The organism is Streptomyces sp. NPDC004111 (assembly GCF_042874215.1).
In the GTDB taxonomy this organism is placed as follows: Bacteria; Actinomycetota; Actinomycetes; order Streptomycetales; family Streptomycetaceae; genus Streptomyces.
Window position 1 is genome coordinate 209,262 of the sequence record NZ_JBIAMU010000015.1, and the last position, 16,742, is coordinate 226,003.

Below are 16,742 nucleotides of genomic sequence, written 5' to 3' on the forward strand. Positions count from 1 at the left end.
AGCGCCGCGGGAGTGGCGGTGCGGGCAGCACCGGCCCCCCGGGGCGCCGCGACCACCAGACACACCCGGACCCGCATCCCCGCGTCGCGTTGGTCGGCACCGGTCCCTCCCCTGTGGGGACCGGTGCCGACCAACGCGACGGTTTCGATACGCGCCGCATCGACGTCAGCGCGGGTCGAGGAAGGGTCTGAGCCGCAGTCGCGCGACGTCGAGGGAGTGCAGCCTCACAGGGGCTCCCCCCTCTGGGCGCCGCACTGGTGGCCTACTCTGACGCTGCGCGGCCGGATCAGTACCGGAATCAGATCCTGCCAGTCGCAGCTCGGCCCGAGGAGTCCCCACTGTCGTCCGGACGACATAATCGCAGGTCAGACCTATACAGCGAGTTTTCCGGTCCGGATATCCGGGTGCGACAGAAGTAAGAGGTGGAGGCCTTGAGTCCTGGCTCAGAGGCACGCACAGCCTTCGCTGAGCGTCTCGCGCTGCTCTACAAGGAAGCCGGCAATCCTCCCCTTCAGCGCGTGGCCGAGGCGGTCGTTCGGCTTCAGCGGGTCGATGAACGAGGCCGGCCCGTGCGGGTGTCCGCACAGCGGATCAGCGACTGGCGACGGGCCAAGAATGTGCCCGCCCAGTTCGCCGCCCTCGCGGCTGTCCTGAACGTCCTGATCCCCGAAGCGCGGCGGCAGCGTCCCGCGCCGGTGTCCGCGGGGCTGTACGAGATGGCCCAGTGGCGGCTCCTCTGGAGCCGTGCGGTGGCCGACCCGGCTGCTGGACGCGCCACCGCGACGTCCGCGGGCGACGAGGAACGGCCTCGGGCCGAAGCGCCGGCCGACCCCGGCGTGTGCCCGTACCGAGGGCTGGCTTCGTATCGTCAGCAGGACGCTCAGTGGTTCTTCGGCCGCGAGCGGAGCACCGAGGACCTCCTTGCCCAACTCCGTACGACGGAGCAGACGGGCGGCCTGGTCATGCTGGTGGGCGCCTCGGGGGCGGGGAAGTCCTCGCTTCTGAACGCCGGTCTGGTGCCCACCCTGGAGAACGGCGCCCTGGCCGAGGAGAGCGGCCGGCCAGGTCTCGTACTGCAACTCGTACCGGGAGCGGATCCTCTCGCGGAGCTGACCCGCCGCATTCCGGAACTCGCGGATGCCGTCGCCCTCGCCGGGGAACCCGGGACGACGAAGTTCGCGGACGCGGTGCGAGGGTCCGTCACCGCATGGGCGCGGCAGCAGGCCAACGCCGCCGCCACCCGTCCGGTCATCATCGTGGACCAGTTCGAGGAAGTGTTCACCCTCTGCTCCGACGAAGCGGACAGGCGCACCTTCATCCAGCTCCTCCATGCCGCGTGCTCGCCCACCGACTCCGGCGGCCCCGCCCCGGCGCTCGTAGTCCTCGGTCTGCGAGCCGACTTCTACGAGCAGTGCCTCCGGCACCACGAACTGGCCGACGCGCTGCAGCACCGGCACATGGTGCTCGGGCCGCTGACGCACTCCGAGCTGCGCGACGCGATGACCGGACCGGCGAAGGCAGTGGGGCTGGAACTCGAATCGGGCCTCACGGAGCTGATCGTCCGGGAGGTGAGCACGAAAGGTCCCCACGGAGCGCACGACGCGGGAGTTCTGCCGCTCCTCTCCCACGCCCTGCTGGCCACCTGGCAGCGACGTAAGGCGGGACGGCTGACGCTGGCCGGTTACCGCGCGGCCGGAGGCATTCAGGGAGCGGTCGCGGCAACCGCCGAGCGCGCCTGGTCCGGCCTCGACCCCGAGGCGCGCGCGGCCGCGAGACTGCTTCTCCTCAGGCTGGTCCGGCTGGGAGAGGACACCCAGGCCACCCGGAGACGGGGGACTCGGCGCCAGCTCGCGGAGGAGTCCACGGATCCCGCCAAGACAGAGCAATCACTCGAAGCGCTGGTACACGCTCGCCTGGTGACACTCGACGCGGAAACCGTGGAGATCACGCATGAGGCGCTGCTCCATGCCTGGCCGCGCCTGCGCGAGTGGATCGACGAGGACAGGGACGACCACCTGCTACGCCAGCGCCTTGAGGAGGACGGCAAGGCATGGGAGGAGTCGGCCCGCGACACGGCCCTGCTCTACCGGGGTTCCCGGCTGGAGCAGGCCAGGACCTGGGCGCGAGCTACGGACGACACCTTCCTGACACGGGGCGCGGTCGACTTCCTGGCTGCTTCGGCCAGGCTGAACAGGCGCACGGTCCTGATCGCCCGTGGCGCGGTGGCGGCTCTGGTGGCCCTGGCGATTGTGGCTGCGTCTGCGGCGGTGGCCGCATGGAACCAGCGCAACGACGCCGTCTTCGAGCAGGTGGTCGCCGAGGCCGACCGCGCCCAGTACACGGATCCGTCGCTGTCCGCCCAGCTCAGCCTGGTCGCACACCGCCTGCGGCCGGACGACGCCGCGGCGAAGAACCGGTTGATCTCCATCGTGAACGCACCGCTGGCTACGCCACTTCTTGGCCACACCGGTGCCGTCTACCTCACGTCGTTCAGCCCGAACGGGCGGCTTCTGGCCACTGCGAGTTACGACCGCACCGTTCGGCTGTGGGACGTGGCAGATCCGTCACGCCCCAAGAGCCTGGGCGAACCCCTGAGCGGTCACCGGAGCTGGGTGAGCAGCGCGGTCTTCAGTCCGGACGGCTCCACCCTCGCCAGCGCGTCGGACGACGGCACGATCAGACTGTGGAACGTTCGCGATCCCCGGCGTCCGCGCCTGCTGGGTGCTCCCCTGATCAGCGGCGGCGGCTCCATCTATCTGGTCGCCTTCAGCCCGGACGGGCGCACGCTGGCCGCTGCCAATGACGACCACAACGTCCGTCTGTGGAACGTGGCGGACCCGGGCCGGCCGGAGGCGCTCGGTGCGTTTCCCGGGCACACCGCGGCCGTACGCTCCGTGGCCTTCAGCCGCGACGGGCGGACGCTCGCGGCCGGCGGTGACGACGGCACGATCAGGCTGTGGAACACGGCCGACGCGCGCCGGCCGAAGCCGCTGGACAAGATGTTGACGGGACACACCGGCACGGTGCATTCCGTGGCCTTCGCCCCCGACGGCAGGACGCTTGCCAGCGGAGGCTCGGACGAGACCGTCCGGCTCTGGAAGGTGGCCGACCCGCGTCACGCGGAACCGCTCGGTACGCCGCTGACCCACCACACCGGCCCCGTCTGGTCGGTGGCCTTCAACCCCGGCGGGTACATGCTCGCGGCCGCCAGCGCGGACAGCACGGCGAGTCTGTGGAACGTCAGCGACCCCGCGCATCCCTCTCAGGTCGGCGAGCCCCTCGCCGGCAGCAGCGGGGAGATGTACGCCCTCGGCTTCAGCCCCGACGGACGAACCCTCGCCACGGGCAGCGGTGACAACAAGGTCCGTCTGTGGTCGATACCAACGGCGGACATGCTCGGCCGCATTGGAGCGTTTCGCCCTGACGGGAAGGTGCTCGCCACCGCCGCGCGCGACGAGCGAATTCGGCTGTGGAACGTAGAACGCCCCGACCGGCCCTTGTCGGTCAGTCCGCCCTTCAAACCCGGGGAGGGAGACGTGCGTTCCCTGGTGTTCTCCCCCGACGGCAACACAGTGGCCGTGCTGACGGGACGCCGTGCGGTCCAGCTGTGGAACGTGGCCGATCCGGCCCACCCCGTGCCCTATGGTCCGCCCGTCGCGCTGCGGACCCGTTTCGCGGGCCCCCAGGCCCTGGCCTTCAGCCCGGACGGACGTACCCTGGCGACCGCCCTTACCGACCGCACCATCCAGTTGTGGAACGTCGACGACCCTGCTCACCTCGTTCCGCTCTCCCCACCGCTCACCGGGCACAAGGGCTACGTCAACTCCCTCGTCTTCAGCGCGGACAGCGGAACCCTCGCCAGTGGCAGCGCCGACGGCACCATCCGGCTCTGGAACGTGACCGACCCTCGCGGACCGGCCCAGTTGGGCAAGCCTCTGGCGGGGCACCTGGGCCCCGTCAACACGCTGGCCTTCAGTCCGGACAGCCGCGCCCTGGCCAGCGGCAGTGACGACGGCACGGTCCAGGTCTGGAACGTCACCGACCCTCTCAGGGCCGACCGCCCGGAGTCCTCCCTCTCAGGTCACACGGACGCCATAGTGTCCCTGACCTTCAGCCGGGACGGCCGCACGCTGGCGAGTGGAGGCAACGACAACACGGTCCGGCTCTGGGACGTCACTCACCCGTCCAGCGCCTCCCCCATCGGCCAGTCGATGAGCCCCAACGCCAAGACGGGCAGCTTCCTGTCGTTCAGCCCCCAAGGCCGCATGCTCGGCGTTTCGAGCGGCACCGACACGGTCCGGCTCTGGAACTTGGACACCACCGAGGCGATCCACCGCATCTGCTCGACTACGCGGAGTGTTCTGACGCGGGAGAAGTGGCAGGACTACCTCCCCCGTATCTCGTACGCCCCGCCCTGCGACGAATAGCAACTTTCTGCCTCTCACCTGCGCATCACGTCGCGTGATGCCGATCACAACCGCTCATCAAGACCAGGCAGTTGACTACCCCTGGGCAGTCAGTCTTGTTACGTTGAGTACAGCCCGGTCGCTGATGCATCCCCCGTCGTCAGCGACCGGGCGTTTTCGTGGTCCCGCCGCCCGTCCGACGCTGCGAACCCCTCACCTCTCCAAGGCACCTGGCGCACGTGGCTCGTCCGCGTGGGTGCGGCCTTGGACTTGCGCGGCTGGGCCGTCGGCCCCAGGTCTTCGTAGAAGGCGTGCTCGTCGACCGCGGCTCGGGCACGTTCCAGCCGAATGACGCGCTCGCGGGCAGCGGTCATCCGTCGACGGCGGCAGTCTCGGCGGCGCGGCCGGCGGCAAGGCCCGCCCCGTCCCGCGAGGGGAGGAGCCGGGTTCGCACGGGGAGCCGTCAGACGATGGCCGGGGGCTCCGTGTTGCTCCGCTCCGCCGCGGCCAGGAGCAGGGACCGAAGGTCGCCACCCAGAAGCGGGACGAGGCGGTTCTCGATCGCCTGCCAGGAGTCGGCGTCGATGGACATCAACGCAGCGACGGCCGTGGCGCCCTTCCCCTCCTCAACGGCGGTGAGCGCGTCGCGGAGTTCAGCGGAAGCCATCAAGGAGATGCGGGGCGGCGGGGTTGCGGTCTTCTCGCACATGGGTGGTGCTCCTCTCGGTGGATGGGCGGCGCGGAACGGCGACTCGGCTAGATGTCCGGGACGGCGTCGGAGACGGTCGTCACGACCTTGTCGAGGGACGGCGCGAGCGGGGACCGGGCCAGGTAGAAGCCGAAGAGCAGAACGACGATGGCGGCGCCCACTCCCACGGCCTTGTAGCGGACGAGCATGCAGACGATGAGGCCGGTCAGGAGCAGGGCGGAGATCGTGAAGGACAAGGCGGGCCTCCCGGGCGGAGCTGTCTGTGGGTGGATGGTCAGCGGGTGCCTTCGCGGTGAAGGCGGGAGACGAGGTTGCAGGCGCGGCGGCCCATGCGGAGTCGGCGGCCGTAGCCCTCGCAGCGGCGGCACTCGCGCCCGCGCCTCAGGCGACCGGTGCAGCGGGTCGCCCGGACCTTGGCCCCCCAGCCCCCGCACTTCCGGCAGGTGCCGAACGGGCTCGCGTAACAGCGAGCGGAGTAGCAGAACGTGACGACGACGATTCCGGGGAGGTACGCGAGCACGTCGGGCATCGAAACCCCTCTCAGGGCAGGATTCGGAGATGTGCGGGAAGGGGCCGGCAGGAGCTGGATCTGAGGATTTCGGCGCGCTTGATGCCGCGCGGGGGGCGCTTGATGCCGCGCGGCTTGGCGTCCTGGCCGCCCTCGGCGATGCCCCACACCTGCGTGGTGCGGATGCCGTGAGGCCTGAGCGCGGCGGCCAGTTGCTCGGCCGTCCGCCCGCCGTACGTCTCCGGCCGATTTCCTCCGGACGCCATCACACAGACACATCACTCCTCAAGAGGTCATGTCTTCAACTCCTCTTTATGAGTTGCCCCGACTATGACGAAACTCGCCTCACTCGTCAAGACCTCTTTAGGAGTCGTATGCTGATCAGCGTCGAACGACAGGACGGTGAGCACTTCCATGGCAGTGGCGTACGAGCGGATCGCGGACGAACTCCGCGAGGCCATCCGCGCAGGTCAACTCCAGCCAGGAGACCGGCTCCTGTCAGAGACGAAGCTCGCCGAGAAGTACCGGAAGAGCGTGCCGACGATCCGTGACGCGCTGCGGTTGCTGCGCGACGAAGGGCTCGTCGAGAAGCAGCACGGCCGAGGCACCTTCGTCCGCCGGCCCCGCACGAAGGTGTCCCGGACGAACGCTCGCCACCAGTGGGAGAAGGACCGCGTACGCGACCCGGAAGAGAACCGGGCGAAGACCGGAGCCACCGAGCACGACACCGGCCTCACGGTCAACGACCTGATCTTTCAGGCTTCATACCGTGAGATCGAGGCCTCCGAGGAGATCGCGAAGGCCCTCGGCGTCACCGAGGGAACGCCGCTCGTCGAGCGGACCTACCGGACGCGGTACGCCGCCGAGGACGCGCCCTTCAACCTGGTCACCTCGTACCTCGTCCGCGAGATGGTCGCCGCGAACCCCGACCTCCTGGACGAGACCAAGGAGCCGTGGCCGGGCGGCACACAGAGCCAGCTCCACACTGTGGGCATCGAGCTGGACCGCATCGAGGAGCACGTGACCGCACGACCGCCGACCCCGGAAGAGGCCGAAGAGCTTGGGCTTCCGCACGGCACAGCGGTCCTGATCCTGCGCAAGACCTCGTACGACACGAGCAACCGGGTGGTGGAGATGTCCGATATCACCCTTCCCGGCGACCGCACGGAAATGCTGTTCACGACTCCCCTGGAAAGGTGGTGAGCCGTGACCCGGCGCATCATCATCGTCACGGCCGTACACGCGCCCTCGGCACATTTCCTGCCGGACGCGTTCGAGTCGCTCTGTGATCAGGAGTTGCCCGAGGGCTGGGAATGGCACTGGCTCATCCAGGAGGACGGCAGGGGCGACGAGGTCGCACCACACGTCCCCGATGACAAGCGGGTGACCTTCCGGCAGGGCCGGCGGGGCGGACCGGGCGTCGCACGCACCATCGCGCTCGCGCACGCCGACGGCGACTACGTCAAGGTCCTGGACGCCGACGACCAGCTTCCGCCCGGAGCACTGGCCCGCGACCTGGCGGCGCTCGAAGCGGACCCGAGCATCGGCTGGGCGACATCGCGCGTGCTCGATCTGCTCCCCGACGGTTCGACCGCAGGCTTCCCGGGCGACCCGGAGCCCGGCCCCATCGAGCGGGGCGAAGTCCTCGACTTCTGGAAGGCCAACGGCTTCCGCGCCTCGGTCCACCCGGCGACCCTCTTCGTCCGCCGCGACCTCCTGGTCGCACTGGGCGGGTGGATGGCACTTCCGGCCTCCGAGGACACGGGCCTGCTGCTCGCCCTCAACTCCGTGGCCCGCGGCTGGTTCTCCGCCGAGGTGGGGCTCCACTACCGCAAGTGGGAGGGGCAGGCGACCGGCCAGGCCGATCACGTCGACCCCGCCGAGCGCGACGCACGCATGGCCGTAGTCGAAGCCCGCGCGCGTGCGCTGGACTTCTTCCAGTGGCGTTACCCGCTCAGCTCCGAGTGACCGGCGCTTCGTAGACGATCTCGCAGAGGACGGCGGGCACCACGATGCCCGCCGTCTCTACGAGGCGGTCCTGTCCCGGATCGCCGACGAGGTGGAAGCCGCGCAGCTCGACGTGGCGCACCGGGCCCTGGACGACGTCGACGACGTACTCGCACTCCAGCGCCGAACGAACTGAGCGTTTCGCTGGCCAGGTACGAACTGGTGCCTGCTCGGGAGGCGCTGATCGATGTGCTTCGGGTGGCAGAGAGCCGGGCCACTTGCTGCTGTAACGCATGCTCCACTGCCATTACTCGCCCTCCTGGACGTACTCGGCGCGAGGACCGGCCAGCCGCTCGGCCATGACAGCAAGCCAGCCGCTCGGCGCGTAGGGAGCTGGTGGGTCGACCTCCATACCCAACTCGGCAACGGCGACCGCGTAGTCGACCTCTTCCAAGCCGAGGACCAGCAGTTCGCGTACCTCTCCGACGACACGCGCCACGACAGTCGGGGCGGCCGAGGCGGCGTAGTCGCGCACGGCTGCATCGTGGTCGTCGAACTCGTCGGGCATGTCCTGAGAGAACCAGCCACCAAGAAACTGGTGGAGTTCGGGGAAGCGTGCGCGCCACTCCCAAGGAGTGACGGGCAACCGCACCGGAGGCGGGACGCGGCCTTCCTCGATGCTCTGCTTGACATGGTCGGCGACCAGCAGGAGCCACTGCTGGATCTCCCCCTCGGGGAGGCCTATGTCCGGAACAGGGTAGAACTCGCCAAGGCGCTGCCTAAGTCGTCCGGGAGGGTTCTGGGCATAAGTACGGAGCTGTTGCTCGGCAACTGACAGGGCCCAGGGGCGGGTGTGCCAGGTGTGGCGCAGATACGCAGTGAGGGCTTTGCTCGGCCGGTCGGGGGTGTCGTCGGCGGAGAGGCCGACGTATGCGGCGATCACTTGGTCGAGCTCGCCGTAGCGGCGGTCGAATTCCAGGGGCTTCATGTGCCTGGGCCTCTACAGGTAGATCGGAAAGGTGCTGTGCACGATGAAGCCGAGCGGGCTGGCGAGGTCCCTCCGCAGCACCACCCGCGCCGCTCTCACATCCACGGCGCCGCGTCCGGCAAGCATCATGGCCTGGATCAGGACGCGGCCGACCGGATCCTCGCGAGACGGCCAGGCGGCTTCGAGCGTCAGGCGAGGGCAGGTGTCCCGGGCGAGCCAGCGGTGGATGGCCTGCTCGTTCTGAGTGACGACCTGCTGGGTGGCCCACTGGGCGGTTGCACGGTCGGGGTATGTGGCAGATCTGGTGAGCACTGGGTCTTCCCGTTTCGGCGGGTGGAATCAGAGGGACTGGAAGTTCCAGAACACGGCCACTTCTTCGCTGTTGACGGCGATCAGCCCGGCGTCCCAGTCGTAGTGGCTGAAGGAGGAGTGACTCCGGAAGGGCTGTTTGTAGAAATTGGGTTGATCGCCTCTCCAGCCGAGGTTGGTATAGAAGCGGGTGCTGTCGGAGAAGCGCGAAAGGATGGCATCGGCCCGGCGCTCCCTCTCAGTTCTGTGTTCCTCCCAGCCCGGCGACCTTGAAACGTCCATGCCGCTAGCTCCGACTCCGAGCAGGACGACCAGCGACCTGACCGACGGCCGGGGGACCTCCTTCACTCGCCCCCGGTAACGTTCCGCATCCGCAGGCGTGGAGGGCGTCTCAAGCCAGGGGAACAACGGATCGTCCCCACGCTCGTCCTCTCCCTCGTAGGGATCAATGGACTCCCAGCCGCGTGGGTCGTGGGTCTCAAGACGCATGATCGCCCCCACGTCGGACCACCACTCGTCGTGCTCGCGCGGAGCAACTCCGACGAACGTAGAGACCCACTCGTACAGCTTGAGCGCCTCCGACCATGCCTGCGCGTCGAGCGGACCTTGCATGGCTCGCCCCCCCTATTCCGGTGCCGAGGTGTAGACGACGAACGGCGGATTCAGGCTCGGGTCGTACTTGAGGCGACTGGTCACGCCATGAGTATCCCGGGCGGGCTCTACGCGGCCGGTAGCGCCGTCCACCCCGACTGTCCGACCGGTTACCTCGGGAACACTGAACGGGCCGAGGTTCTGGACGGAGGAGACCTCGATGCTCAGATTCTCCGCAGGCGGTGGATTCTTGAGCCAGTCCTGAATCTCACCGGTGTTCTCTCGAATGTTGTACTGGGTATATTTCTGGGCCGAGTTGAGGTCCGTGAAGGACGAGGAGGAGAGGATGTCGAATTTTCCGTTGGCGCGCTGCTGGTCCTGGATTCGCTGCAAGAGCTGCTCATCCGTCTTGCCGACATGCTTGTCGATGGTGTGGGCACCCTGGAGCCCCTCGTTCGTCGCCAAGTCCAGCGAATACATGTAAGGGAAGGGGCTTTCACCACCGATCTGCCATCGGTGTTCCTTCTTGAATTCGTTGAGTGAACGTCCTCCGAAGCTCCGAGCGCGGGCGATCTCGGCCTGGTAGGTCGGAGCACTCTTGATCGCGATCTCAAGTTCCGGGAGCAGCGCCTTCATCCTGCCCGCTGCCTCGGTGAACTCATTGTGGTAGCGCTCGACGACCGCGTCGCACCCTTGCTTGTCCATATGAGAACGGAACGTGAGGACGATCCGGCCGACGAGCCCCCCGACCACCAGTTTGGTCAAGTTCGTCAGACTGACATCACTGAGGTCCGCAGCCGTAGCCCTCGCTGCGTTGATGGCAGCCTGCTTCGTGAACTTCGTGGTCTTCTCGCCGACATCAGCAAGGTGCTCCAGAACGACCGCGATCTCGTCCGCCGTCTTCTTCAGGACGTCGAGAGCAGGACGCCGTTTGGACGGCGGAAGGTCCTTGCTGGTCCGCCACTGACGACCCGTCTGGCTCCGATTGCCGTCCGCGTCAAGCTGACGGCCCCACGCCGTGGTTCCCCAGATCGTCTGGCCGAAGGTCCGCATGGCAGCCTGCCACTCACCCTTGTCCTTCGGATCTGTGATTCCTGCGATGGCGGCATTGAACTCGTCCGAGGCCTTGACAGCCTCGGAACCGAGCTTCCTCCATGCCTTGGCCATGTCCCGGACGTCCCCCTCCTCGATGCCCGGGGTGATCTCGTGGACCTTGCCGAGACGGAGTCCATGCTCGATGGCTGGCCGGATGACATCAGCAGCGAAGTCGGGGATCTCGCCCAGAGCCCCGGTGATCCACCAGGAATCGACGTCCTCGCCGGTCCCCGTCCATTTGATGGGATTCACAGGGCCATAGCGCGGAGGCTTGTTGATGACCAGGGGTACCGGATGGCGGGGCTGTTCCCCCTTGCGGCCTGCCGCTTCCCATTCGGCCACTGCGTAGTGGGTGGCGGTGGAGTTCAGGCCGACAGAGGCTCCGCCAGCACTGACCACGCTGCGACCCCACGCCTCCAGGAACTTCTCAGTGACCTCCATATAGGCGTCAGCGAACGCATCCGCACCCCGGCCGGCCCCGGCGGACTGGTCGTACTTGTTCAGCACATCGACGAGTACGAATGCCCGCTCCGCGTGGGCGGCCTGCGCAAGGCTCACCAGTTCGGCCGCATGGTAGACGTGCATCGGCTGGACATCGAAGCCGCCGTTCACGGCAGGGGAAGGGGGCGTACTCATCAAGCGGCTCCCCAGCCGCGCAGCACGGCCCGGTGCGCGGAAGCATAGGTGAGGCTGCCGTTCACCACGATGTCGTGCAGCCAGGCTTGAGTAGCCTGTAGATCCTGGGCCGATCGGTCCCATTTGTCGAGCTCGTCGACAAAGGTTTGGCGGGCCTCACCGTCCCAGGTGAGGACGGTCTTCTCCGCGCGCCGGTAGAGCAGGGCAAGCTGTTCGTTGAGCGTCTTGAGTATCCCTTCGAGATCCTCGGCCATACCCTGCAACGCCGCGAAGTCGACTGATATGTGGTCGCCGTCCAACGACATGGTTCCCCCTATGGTGGCCCTGCCCTGATTACAAGTCGCCGATGCGGCTGTGCGGGACCGCCTTCGGCGCGGGTGCGGTGTTGGGAGTGGACAGCACATCCGTCTCTGCCTGGATGTCGATGCCGGACTGAATGCGCCTGAACTCCTCCAAGACGTCAAGCTCATCTGCCGAGAATCCGTCCTTGCTCAGGCGGACAGCTTTCGCCAGGAGGTTCATGGTTCTCCGAATGCGGACGGCATGCTTGGCGGCGGCCCGATGCTTGGTGCGGTACTCCTCTGACGCGGGTCCGCGCCAGCGAGCTTCGATGTCGTCCACAATCTTGTCCATGCGGAGAAGCTGGTTCGTAAGTGCTTCCTGCATCGCGTCGAGGTCCTCAGCAAGCTTCCTCAGCTTGTCGCCATTGACCGCGAGATCTGCAGCAGCACCGGCCGAACCTGGCCCGTTGGGCGGTGGGTTCACGGCATACCTTCCCATGAGTGTGCCGACCATGAGCCAACCGTCCGACCGTAGCAAACGCGAATATCGCGCGCTTCAGAACTTGAGGCCTGGTCGCCCCACGACAGTGCCCCTGCCACGCGCAGGCCTGACACCTGCGCCCCAACGAACACACCCCAGTGCCCCACCGGCGCACAAATGGTTCAAGACTTCCCATAGCCTGATGCTTCCTGGATTACCGATGGTCGGCCGTCAGCCGTCGATGTACACGTGATCAGGCGCTGTCGAGCGGGACGGAGGAGTCTTGCCGCCGTCAGGACAGGCCCGTACGGTCACGAGCATGCTTCCCGCTGTTCCTCCGTCGGTATCGGAACTCATGACCACTCTTGGTCGTGGATACGTTCGCAACGCACCCGGCACGTTGCTCAAAGGGCAGTTGGCTGCCAAGTACCTCAATCCCCAACTGCGGGACCACCCTCGACAACGGGTGGTCGATGCTCGCTTCGGGGCCCGGTTCGCCGTCGACACCCGCGACTTGATCCAGCGGTTCATCAGCCTCTTCGGGGTGTGGGAGCCCCACATGACCCGATGGCTGCAGGGTCGTCTCAAGGAGGGCGACGTACTGATCGACGTCGGTGCCAACGTGGGCTACTTCTCCGTTCTCGGCTCGCGACTGGTCGGCAGCACCGGCCGAGTGGTCGCCATCGAGGCCTCCCCCGTGTTCCACCGCAGACTGCTGCAGCACCTTGAACTCAACGGCTGTGAGAACGTCCGCGCCATCAACGGCGCCGTCACCGACAGCCCGAAGATCTTGACGTTCGTGCTCGCCAGCTCGAACAACATGGGCGCCAACAGCATCGTCCCGTACGACGGGCCCGCGGAGTCGTCCTTCGACATGGAGGCACGTCCGCTCCCCGCACTCCTGGAGATGGAGGAGCTTTCCCGGGCCCGCGTCATCAAGATCGACGTCGAAGGCGCGGAAGGCGGCGTCGTCCGAGGGCTCGCCCCGGCCATCGGAGAACTGCGCCACGACGTCGAGATCGCCGTCGAGGTCACTCCTGAGCGGATGGCCAAGCTGGGTGACTCTGTTGAGGAGTTGCTGGAAACCATGCGTGAGCACGGGTTCCACACGTACCGATTGCCCAGCGACTACAAGCCCGAAAGCTATCCGCTCGCCCTACGTCGGCCGACACCACCGGTGCGATGGCGTGGGCCGATCGTGGGCGAGAGCGAGTTGGTGTTCTCCCGCGTCGACGCCGAGTCGCTGGCCTAGGGGACCCGGCCTCTTCCTCTTCAGACCGCGGTCGTGGCGGTGCGCTCTTGGTCGAACGCCAGGTCCAGCATGCGGATGGCGTTACCCCGCAGCAGCTTGTACGCAACGTCTTCCGGTAGATGTCCGACGTGCTCCTCGGCCACCTGCTTCGTGTGCGGCCATGTCGAGTCCACGTGCGGATAGTCGGTCTCGAAGGTCGCGTTGTTCACGCCAACGGTCTCGATCGCTTCGATGCCGTGCTTGTCGCGGAAGAAGCAGCAGAAGATCTGCCGGTAGTAGTACGAGGACGGGGGCTCCGGGATCAGGTCCTTCACCCCGCCCCACGCCCGATGCTCCTCCCACACGTCGTCGGCGCGCTCCAGGGCGTACGGGATCCACCCCATCTGCCCCTCGCTGTACGCCAGTTTGAGTCGCGGGAACTTCACCAGGACGCCGGAGAAGAGGAAGTCCATCATCGACGCCATCGCGTTGTTGAAGGACAGCGAGGCCTGGACCGCCGGCGGGGCGTCCGGCGAGGCCGCGGGCATCTGCGACGACGAGCCGATGTGCATGTTCACGACCGTCCCGGTCTCCTCGCACGCGGCGAAGAACGGGTCCCAGTAGCCGGAGTGGATCGACGGCAGCCCGAGGTGCGTCGGGATCTCGCTGAAGGTCACCGCACGGACGCCACGGGCGGCGTTTCGCTTGATCTCGGCAACGGCGAGGTCGATGTCCCACAGCGGGATCAGGCACAGCGGGATCAGCCGGCCGCCACTGTCGCCGCACCACTCCTCGACCATCCAGTCGTTGTACGCCCGGACGCAGGCGAGCCCGACCTCCTTGTCCTTGGCCTCGGCGAAGGTCTGTCCGCAGAACCGCGGGAAGGTCGGGAAGCAGAGCGAGGCCTCGACGTGATTCAGGTCCATGTCCGCCAGGCGTGCCTTCGGATCCCAGCAGCCACGCCGCATCTGCTCCCGTGTGATGCCGTCGAGAGTCATCTCGTCGCGGGAGAAGCCGACGGCCGCGATGATGCGCTTGTACGGGAAGAACAGCCCCTCGTACTCCCACCAGTCGGTGATCTGACCCTCGGGATCGGTGTTGAAGCGGTACTTCCCGCCGATGTACTCCAGCTCGCCGATGCCGGCGGTGAAGGGCTTGGGGCCCTTGTCCCGGTACTTCTTCGGCAGCCATGTGTCGAAGAGGTGCGCGGGCTCGATCACGTGGTCGTCCACGCTGATGACCTTGGGGATCTCCCTTGTGCCGATCTCGTTTCCCACCACGCTGTACCCCCAGCTGCTCGTCGGCTCAACCGACTCGAATCTGACGACCCATCAGTTTGAGGTTAGGGGCTCACACCCCGGGCGACAAGGAGAAGCAGGTAACTCGCCCTCTTGCGGTATTGCGCCACCTCCGCTGAACTGACGCACCATCAGTTCTAGCGGGAGCGAGGGGCACGAGGTGGAGACGATCTGGCTCAGCGGGGCCGAGTGGCTGGCAGTGCTACGTATCGGCCTCGGCCTGTGGTGGCTGGAGAGCTGGCGGCACAAGGACAAGAAGACCTGGTTCGCCGGCGGGGGCATCGGATGGGCGGAGGGGATCGCCGCCGACCACCGCTGGCCGTTCGTCCGCCGCGGCTTCGACCGGATCGTGAAGCCGCGCCCGCGCCTGATGGCCTACCTCGTCGCCTACGCGGAACTCGCCCTCGGACTCGGGCTGATCGTTGGCTTCCTGACGCCGATCGCGCTGGTCTGCGGCCTGATCCTGAATCTGATCTATCTGGTGCTGATGATCCACGACTGGGGGGAGCAGGGGCAGAATCTGATGATGGCCCTGATCTCGATCGTGGGCCTTCTCGCCATGTCCTGGCAGGTCTGGTCAGTGGACAAGGCCTTCGGCCTGTTTCTGTAGCGAATGGGCCGTGGGCCGGGGAGCAGATTCGTCCACTGGACCGATGTCAGTCAGGCCAACGTCCCCCTCCGAGGGAAGCGGTGGGGAGGTGCTGAAACAGATGGGGGCGTCACAGCTGTCACAGCGTCACGGCATGTCGCTGACCTCGATGAATGCCGTGTGACGGACCCTGACCCCCTCTGTTTCAGCATTCACCCACATCGGTCCGGCCCTCCCCCATACGATCACCCAGTCATTTTTAGGAGTGGGCCACACCTGGGGGACTGGTGGAGACCGGCGAACAGCTCATCACGATTGCCGCGGTGCTCCTCGGCGCACTCACCACGTACGCAACGACCTACATGATGGAGCGCACGCGCAACAAGCATGCGCTGCTGACCCGTTGGGACACCTCGAAGCTCACCGCGTACGAGACCTTCGTCGACTCCGTTCGGGCATGCATCTACCTGTCCGTCGAGCTGTACGAGGACACCACCCGCATACGTTCCAGCCCGAAGTCCCAAACGGAGCTGAACCTTGAGTTGATCGAGCTCGTCCGGTCCCGGGGGCGCGCCTTCGAGCGGGTCATGCTCCTTGGCGGTGACGATGTCGTCGAAGCCGCACATCAGTTGTCGGCCGCGGCGCTGAAGGTCGACTGGCAGGCGCAAGGCAAGACCGAAGGGACGTTGGACGACTGGCGCAGCGTGAACCGAGCCGTGTTCAACGAGATCAACGAGTTCCATGAGGCCGCTCGGGTCGACCTCGGCGTCAAGGGCAGCGTCAAGGGCGAGAGGCACCCTCAGCGGGACCTCCTGCTCCCTCCCGCTCGACGTAACGAGGACACCGCTTCCTGAGCGGTTGCTCTGGTCTGTTGGCGCCTGACGTGTCACCCTGCCCGACGCCCCCACGATGGGCGCTCCATCACCCTGTCAGGCAAGGAGATGGCCATGAGCGAGCACGTCGGAAACGGTGACCAGCGGGATGACTCACAGACCCCAGGGCCCTCTTCTGAGGAGTCGGGGATGGTCACTCTGCCTACTTCCCTCCGCGAACAGCATGCCGCTCGCGCCGCGAGCGCTGCGGCCAGGGCGACGGCTGTGTGTCATTACGTCGAGCAGCACGCCCCGAGTGAGCCGGGCGAGGGCGGTATGACGAAGGAGCAGATCGTCTGGAAGGCCGGTAACGCGGCGCGGGTCTCCGCCCAGGCACTCGCCGTGCTCGCCGAGTCCGCTCCCGATCCTGCGGCGGACTCCCGGTGCGCGAGGAACTCCGCCGCTGCCGCGGCCCAGGCCGCCCAGGCGGCCCAGCTCTGTGACGGCGACAGCGAGCCCTCTGCTGCTGCCTGCCGCGCCGCTGTCAAGGCCTCGCAGTCCGCGGGCGCTGCCGCCACGGCAGCAGCCAAGGGCGAGGACGAAGCGTTGAATGCTGGGGCGGATGCGGACGAGAAGGCGGCTGTGGCCTCCGCCGTCGCAGCGGGATGGGTGAAGCCGGGCCAAGAGGTCCCCGCGGTGTCGACCGGTGTGCGGAGCGCTGAACTCATGTCGATGATGCATCTCTGACCGGCCCGGGACCGCCTACCTCCCGGAGAAGCGGGAAATCACCAGGTCGGAGGAGTGCCGGGGCTTCGTTCGGGACGAAGAGGTCGTGGGTTCAGATCCCGCCACCCCGACAGC

General features: G+C 67.1%; 19 protein-coding genes. 7 read left to right on the forward strand and 12 right to left on the reverse strand.

Annotated features, from left to right (window positions below; genetic code table 11):
- The first annotated feature begins 422 nt into the window (after positions 1–422).
- Entirely contained in the window at positions 423–4,427 is a 4,005-nt protein-coding gene (locus ACFYVL_RS28180) for a hypothetical protein (RefSeq protein WP_389249620.1), read from the forward strand.
- A gap of 442 nt (positions 4,428–4,869) precedes the next feature.
- Here ACFYVL_RS28180 and ACFYVL_RS28185 read toward each other — a convergent pair whose 3' ends face one another.
- From ACFYVL_RS28185 to ACFYVL_RS28200, 4 genes are read right to left on the reverse strand one after another with little or no spacing between them, the layout of a single operon-like run.
- On the reverse strand, positions 4,870–5,115 hold the full coding sequence (locus ACFYVL_RS28185) for a hypothetical protein (protein WP_389249622.1): 246 nt from the start codon (positions 5,113–5,115) through the stop codon (positions 4,870–4,872).
- Positions 5,116–5,162: 47 nt separating this feature from the next.
- Entirely contained in the window at positions 5,163–5,351 is a 189-nt protein-coding gene (locus ACFYVL_RS28190) for a hypothetical protein (protein WP_389249624.1), read from the reverse strand.
- A 38-nt stretch (positions 5,352–5,389) separates the two neighbouring features.
- Positions 5,390–5,644, reverse strand: coding sequence for a hypothetical protein (locus tag ACFYVL_RS28195; protein WP_389249626.1), 255 nt, complete (start codon positions 5,642–5,644; stop codon positions 5,390–5,392).
- Between the two features lie 11 nt (positions 5,645–5,655).
- Positions 5,656–5,889 (reverse strand): hypothetical protein, encoded by a 234-nt coding sequence (locus ACFYVL_RS28200; protein ID WP_389249628.1) that lies wholly within the window; start codon positions 5,887–5,889, stop codon positions 5,656–5,658.
- Positions 5,890–6,037: 148 nt separating this feature from the next.
- Between ACFYVL_RS28200 and ACFYVL_RS28205 the strand changes: the two genes are divergently transcribed.
- Both ACFYVL_RS28205 and ACFYVL_RS28210 read left to right on the forward strand, forming a co-directional pair.
- Entirely contained in the window at positions 6,038–6,826 is a 789-nt protein-coding gene (locus tag ACFYVL_RS28205; protein ID WP_389249790.1) for a GntR family transcriptional regulator, read from the forward strand.
- A 3-nt stretch (positions 6,827–6,829) separates the two neighbouring features.
- Positions 6,830–7,591, forward strand: coding sequence for a glycosyltransferase family 2 protein (locus tag ACFYVL_RS28210; protein WP_389249630.1), 762 nt, complete (start codon positions 6,830–6,832; stop codon positions 7,589–7,591).
- Here ACFYVL_RS28210 and ACFYVL_RS28215 read toward each other — a convergent pair.
- Genes ACFYVL_RS28215 through ACFYVL_RS28245 form a run of 7 tightly spaced genes read right to left on the reverse strand, consistent with a single transcriptional unit; the run spans position 7,578 to position 11,984 of the window.
- Positions 7,578–7,865, reverse strand: coding sequence for a hypothetical protein (locus ACFYVL_RS28215; protein ID WP_389249632.1), 288 nt, complete (start codon positions 7,863–7,865; stop codon positions 7,578–7,580). The two genes, ACFYVL_RS28210 and ACFYVL_RS28215, sit on opposite strands and share 14 nt — an antisense overlap.
- A gap of 12 nt (positions 7,866–7,877) precedes the next feature.
- Positions 7,878–8,558 carry a contact-dependent growth inhibition system immunity protein gene (locus ACFYVL_RS28220; protein ID WP_389249635.1) on the reverse strand — a complete coding sequence of 227 codons (681 nt, stop codon included), beginning with the start codon at positions 8,556–8,558 and terminating at the stop codon, positions 7,878–7,880.
- 12 nt (positions 8,559–8,570) lie between these two features.
- A complete protein-coding gene (locus ACFYVL_RS28225; protein WP_389249638.1) occupies positions 8,571–8,870 on the reverse strand; it encodes an RNase A-like domain-containing protein in 300 nt (99 codons plus the stop codon).
- 27 nt (positions 8,871–8,897) lie between these two features.
- Positions 8,898–9,479, reverse strand: a complete 582-nt coding sequence (locus ACFYVL_RS28230) for a hypothetical protein (RefSeq protein WP_389249640.1) — start codon at positions 9,477–9,479, stop codon at positions 8,898–8,900.
- A 12-nt stretch (positions 9,480–9,491) separates the two neighbouring features.
- On the reverse strand, positions 9,492–11,189 hold the full coding sequence (locus ACFYVL_RS28235) for an RNase A-like domain-containing protein (RefSeq protein WP_389249642.1): 1,698 nt from the start codon (positions 11,187–11,189) through the stop codon (positions 9,492–9,494).
- Positions 11,189–11,494: a WXG100 family type VII secretion target gene (locus ACFYVL_RS28240; RefSeq protein WP_389249644.1), complete on the reverse strand. Its 306-nt coding sequence runs from the start codon at positions 11,492–11,494 to the stop codon at positions 11,189–11,191. The genes ACFYVL_RS28235 and ACFYVL_RS28240 overlap by 1 nt, the downstream gene beginning before the upstream one ends.
- A 28-nt stretch (positions 11,495–11,522) precedes the next feature.
- Entirely contained in the window at positions 11,523–11,984 is a 462-nt protein-coding gene (locus ACFYVL_RS28245) for a WXG100 family type VII secretion target (protein WP_389249646.1), read from the reverse strand.
- 322 nt (positions 11,985–12,306) lie between these two features.
- Between ACFYVL_RS28245 and ACFYVL_RS28250 the strand changes: the two genes are divergently transcribed.
- Complete coding sequence (locus tag ACFYVL_RS28250; RefSeq protein WP_389249792.1) at positions 12,307–13,203, forward strand: FkbM family methyltransferase; 897 nt, start codon at positions 12,307–12,309, stop codon at positions 13,201–13,203.
- A gap of 20 nt (positions 13,204–13,223) precedes the next feature.
- On the opposite strand, the gene ACFYVL_RS28255 is transcribed toward ACFYVL_RS28250, so the two are convergent.
- Positions 13,224–14,462: an amidohydrolase family protein gene (locus ACFYVL_RS28255; RefSeq protein ID WP_389249648.1), complete on the reverse strand. Its 1,239-nt coding sequence runs from the start codon at positions 14,460–14,462 to the stop codon at positions 13,224–13,226.
- 178 nt (positions 14,463–14,640) lie between these two features.
- Between ACFYVL_RS28255 and ACFYVL_RS28260 the strand changes: the two genes are divergently transcribed.
- The 3 genes from ACFYVL_RS28260 (at position 14,641) to ACFYVL_RS28270 (ending at position 16,628) form a co-directional block, all read left to right on the forward strand.
- Complete coding sequence (locus ACFYVL_RS28260) at positions 14,641–15,090, forward strand: DoxX family membrane protein (protein WP_389249650.1); 450 nt, start codon at positions 14,641–14,643, stop codon at positions 15,088–15,090.
- A 266-nt stretch (positions 15,091–15,356) separates the two neighbouring features.
- The gene (locus ACFYVL_RS28265) at positions 15,357–15,923 is read left to right on the forward strand and encodes a hypothetical protein (RefSeq protein WP_389249652.1); all 567 of its coding nucleotides are present in this window, start codon (positions 15,357–15,359) and stop codon (positions 15,921–15,923) included.
- Positions 15,924–16,091: 168 nt separating this feature from the next.
- Complete coding sequence (locus tag ACFYVL_RS28270) at positions 16,092–16,628, forward strand: hypothetical protein (protein WP_389249654.1); 537 nt, start codon at positions 16,092–16,094, stop codon at positions 16,626–16,628.
- Positions 16,629–16,742: the final 114 nt, after the last annotated feature.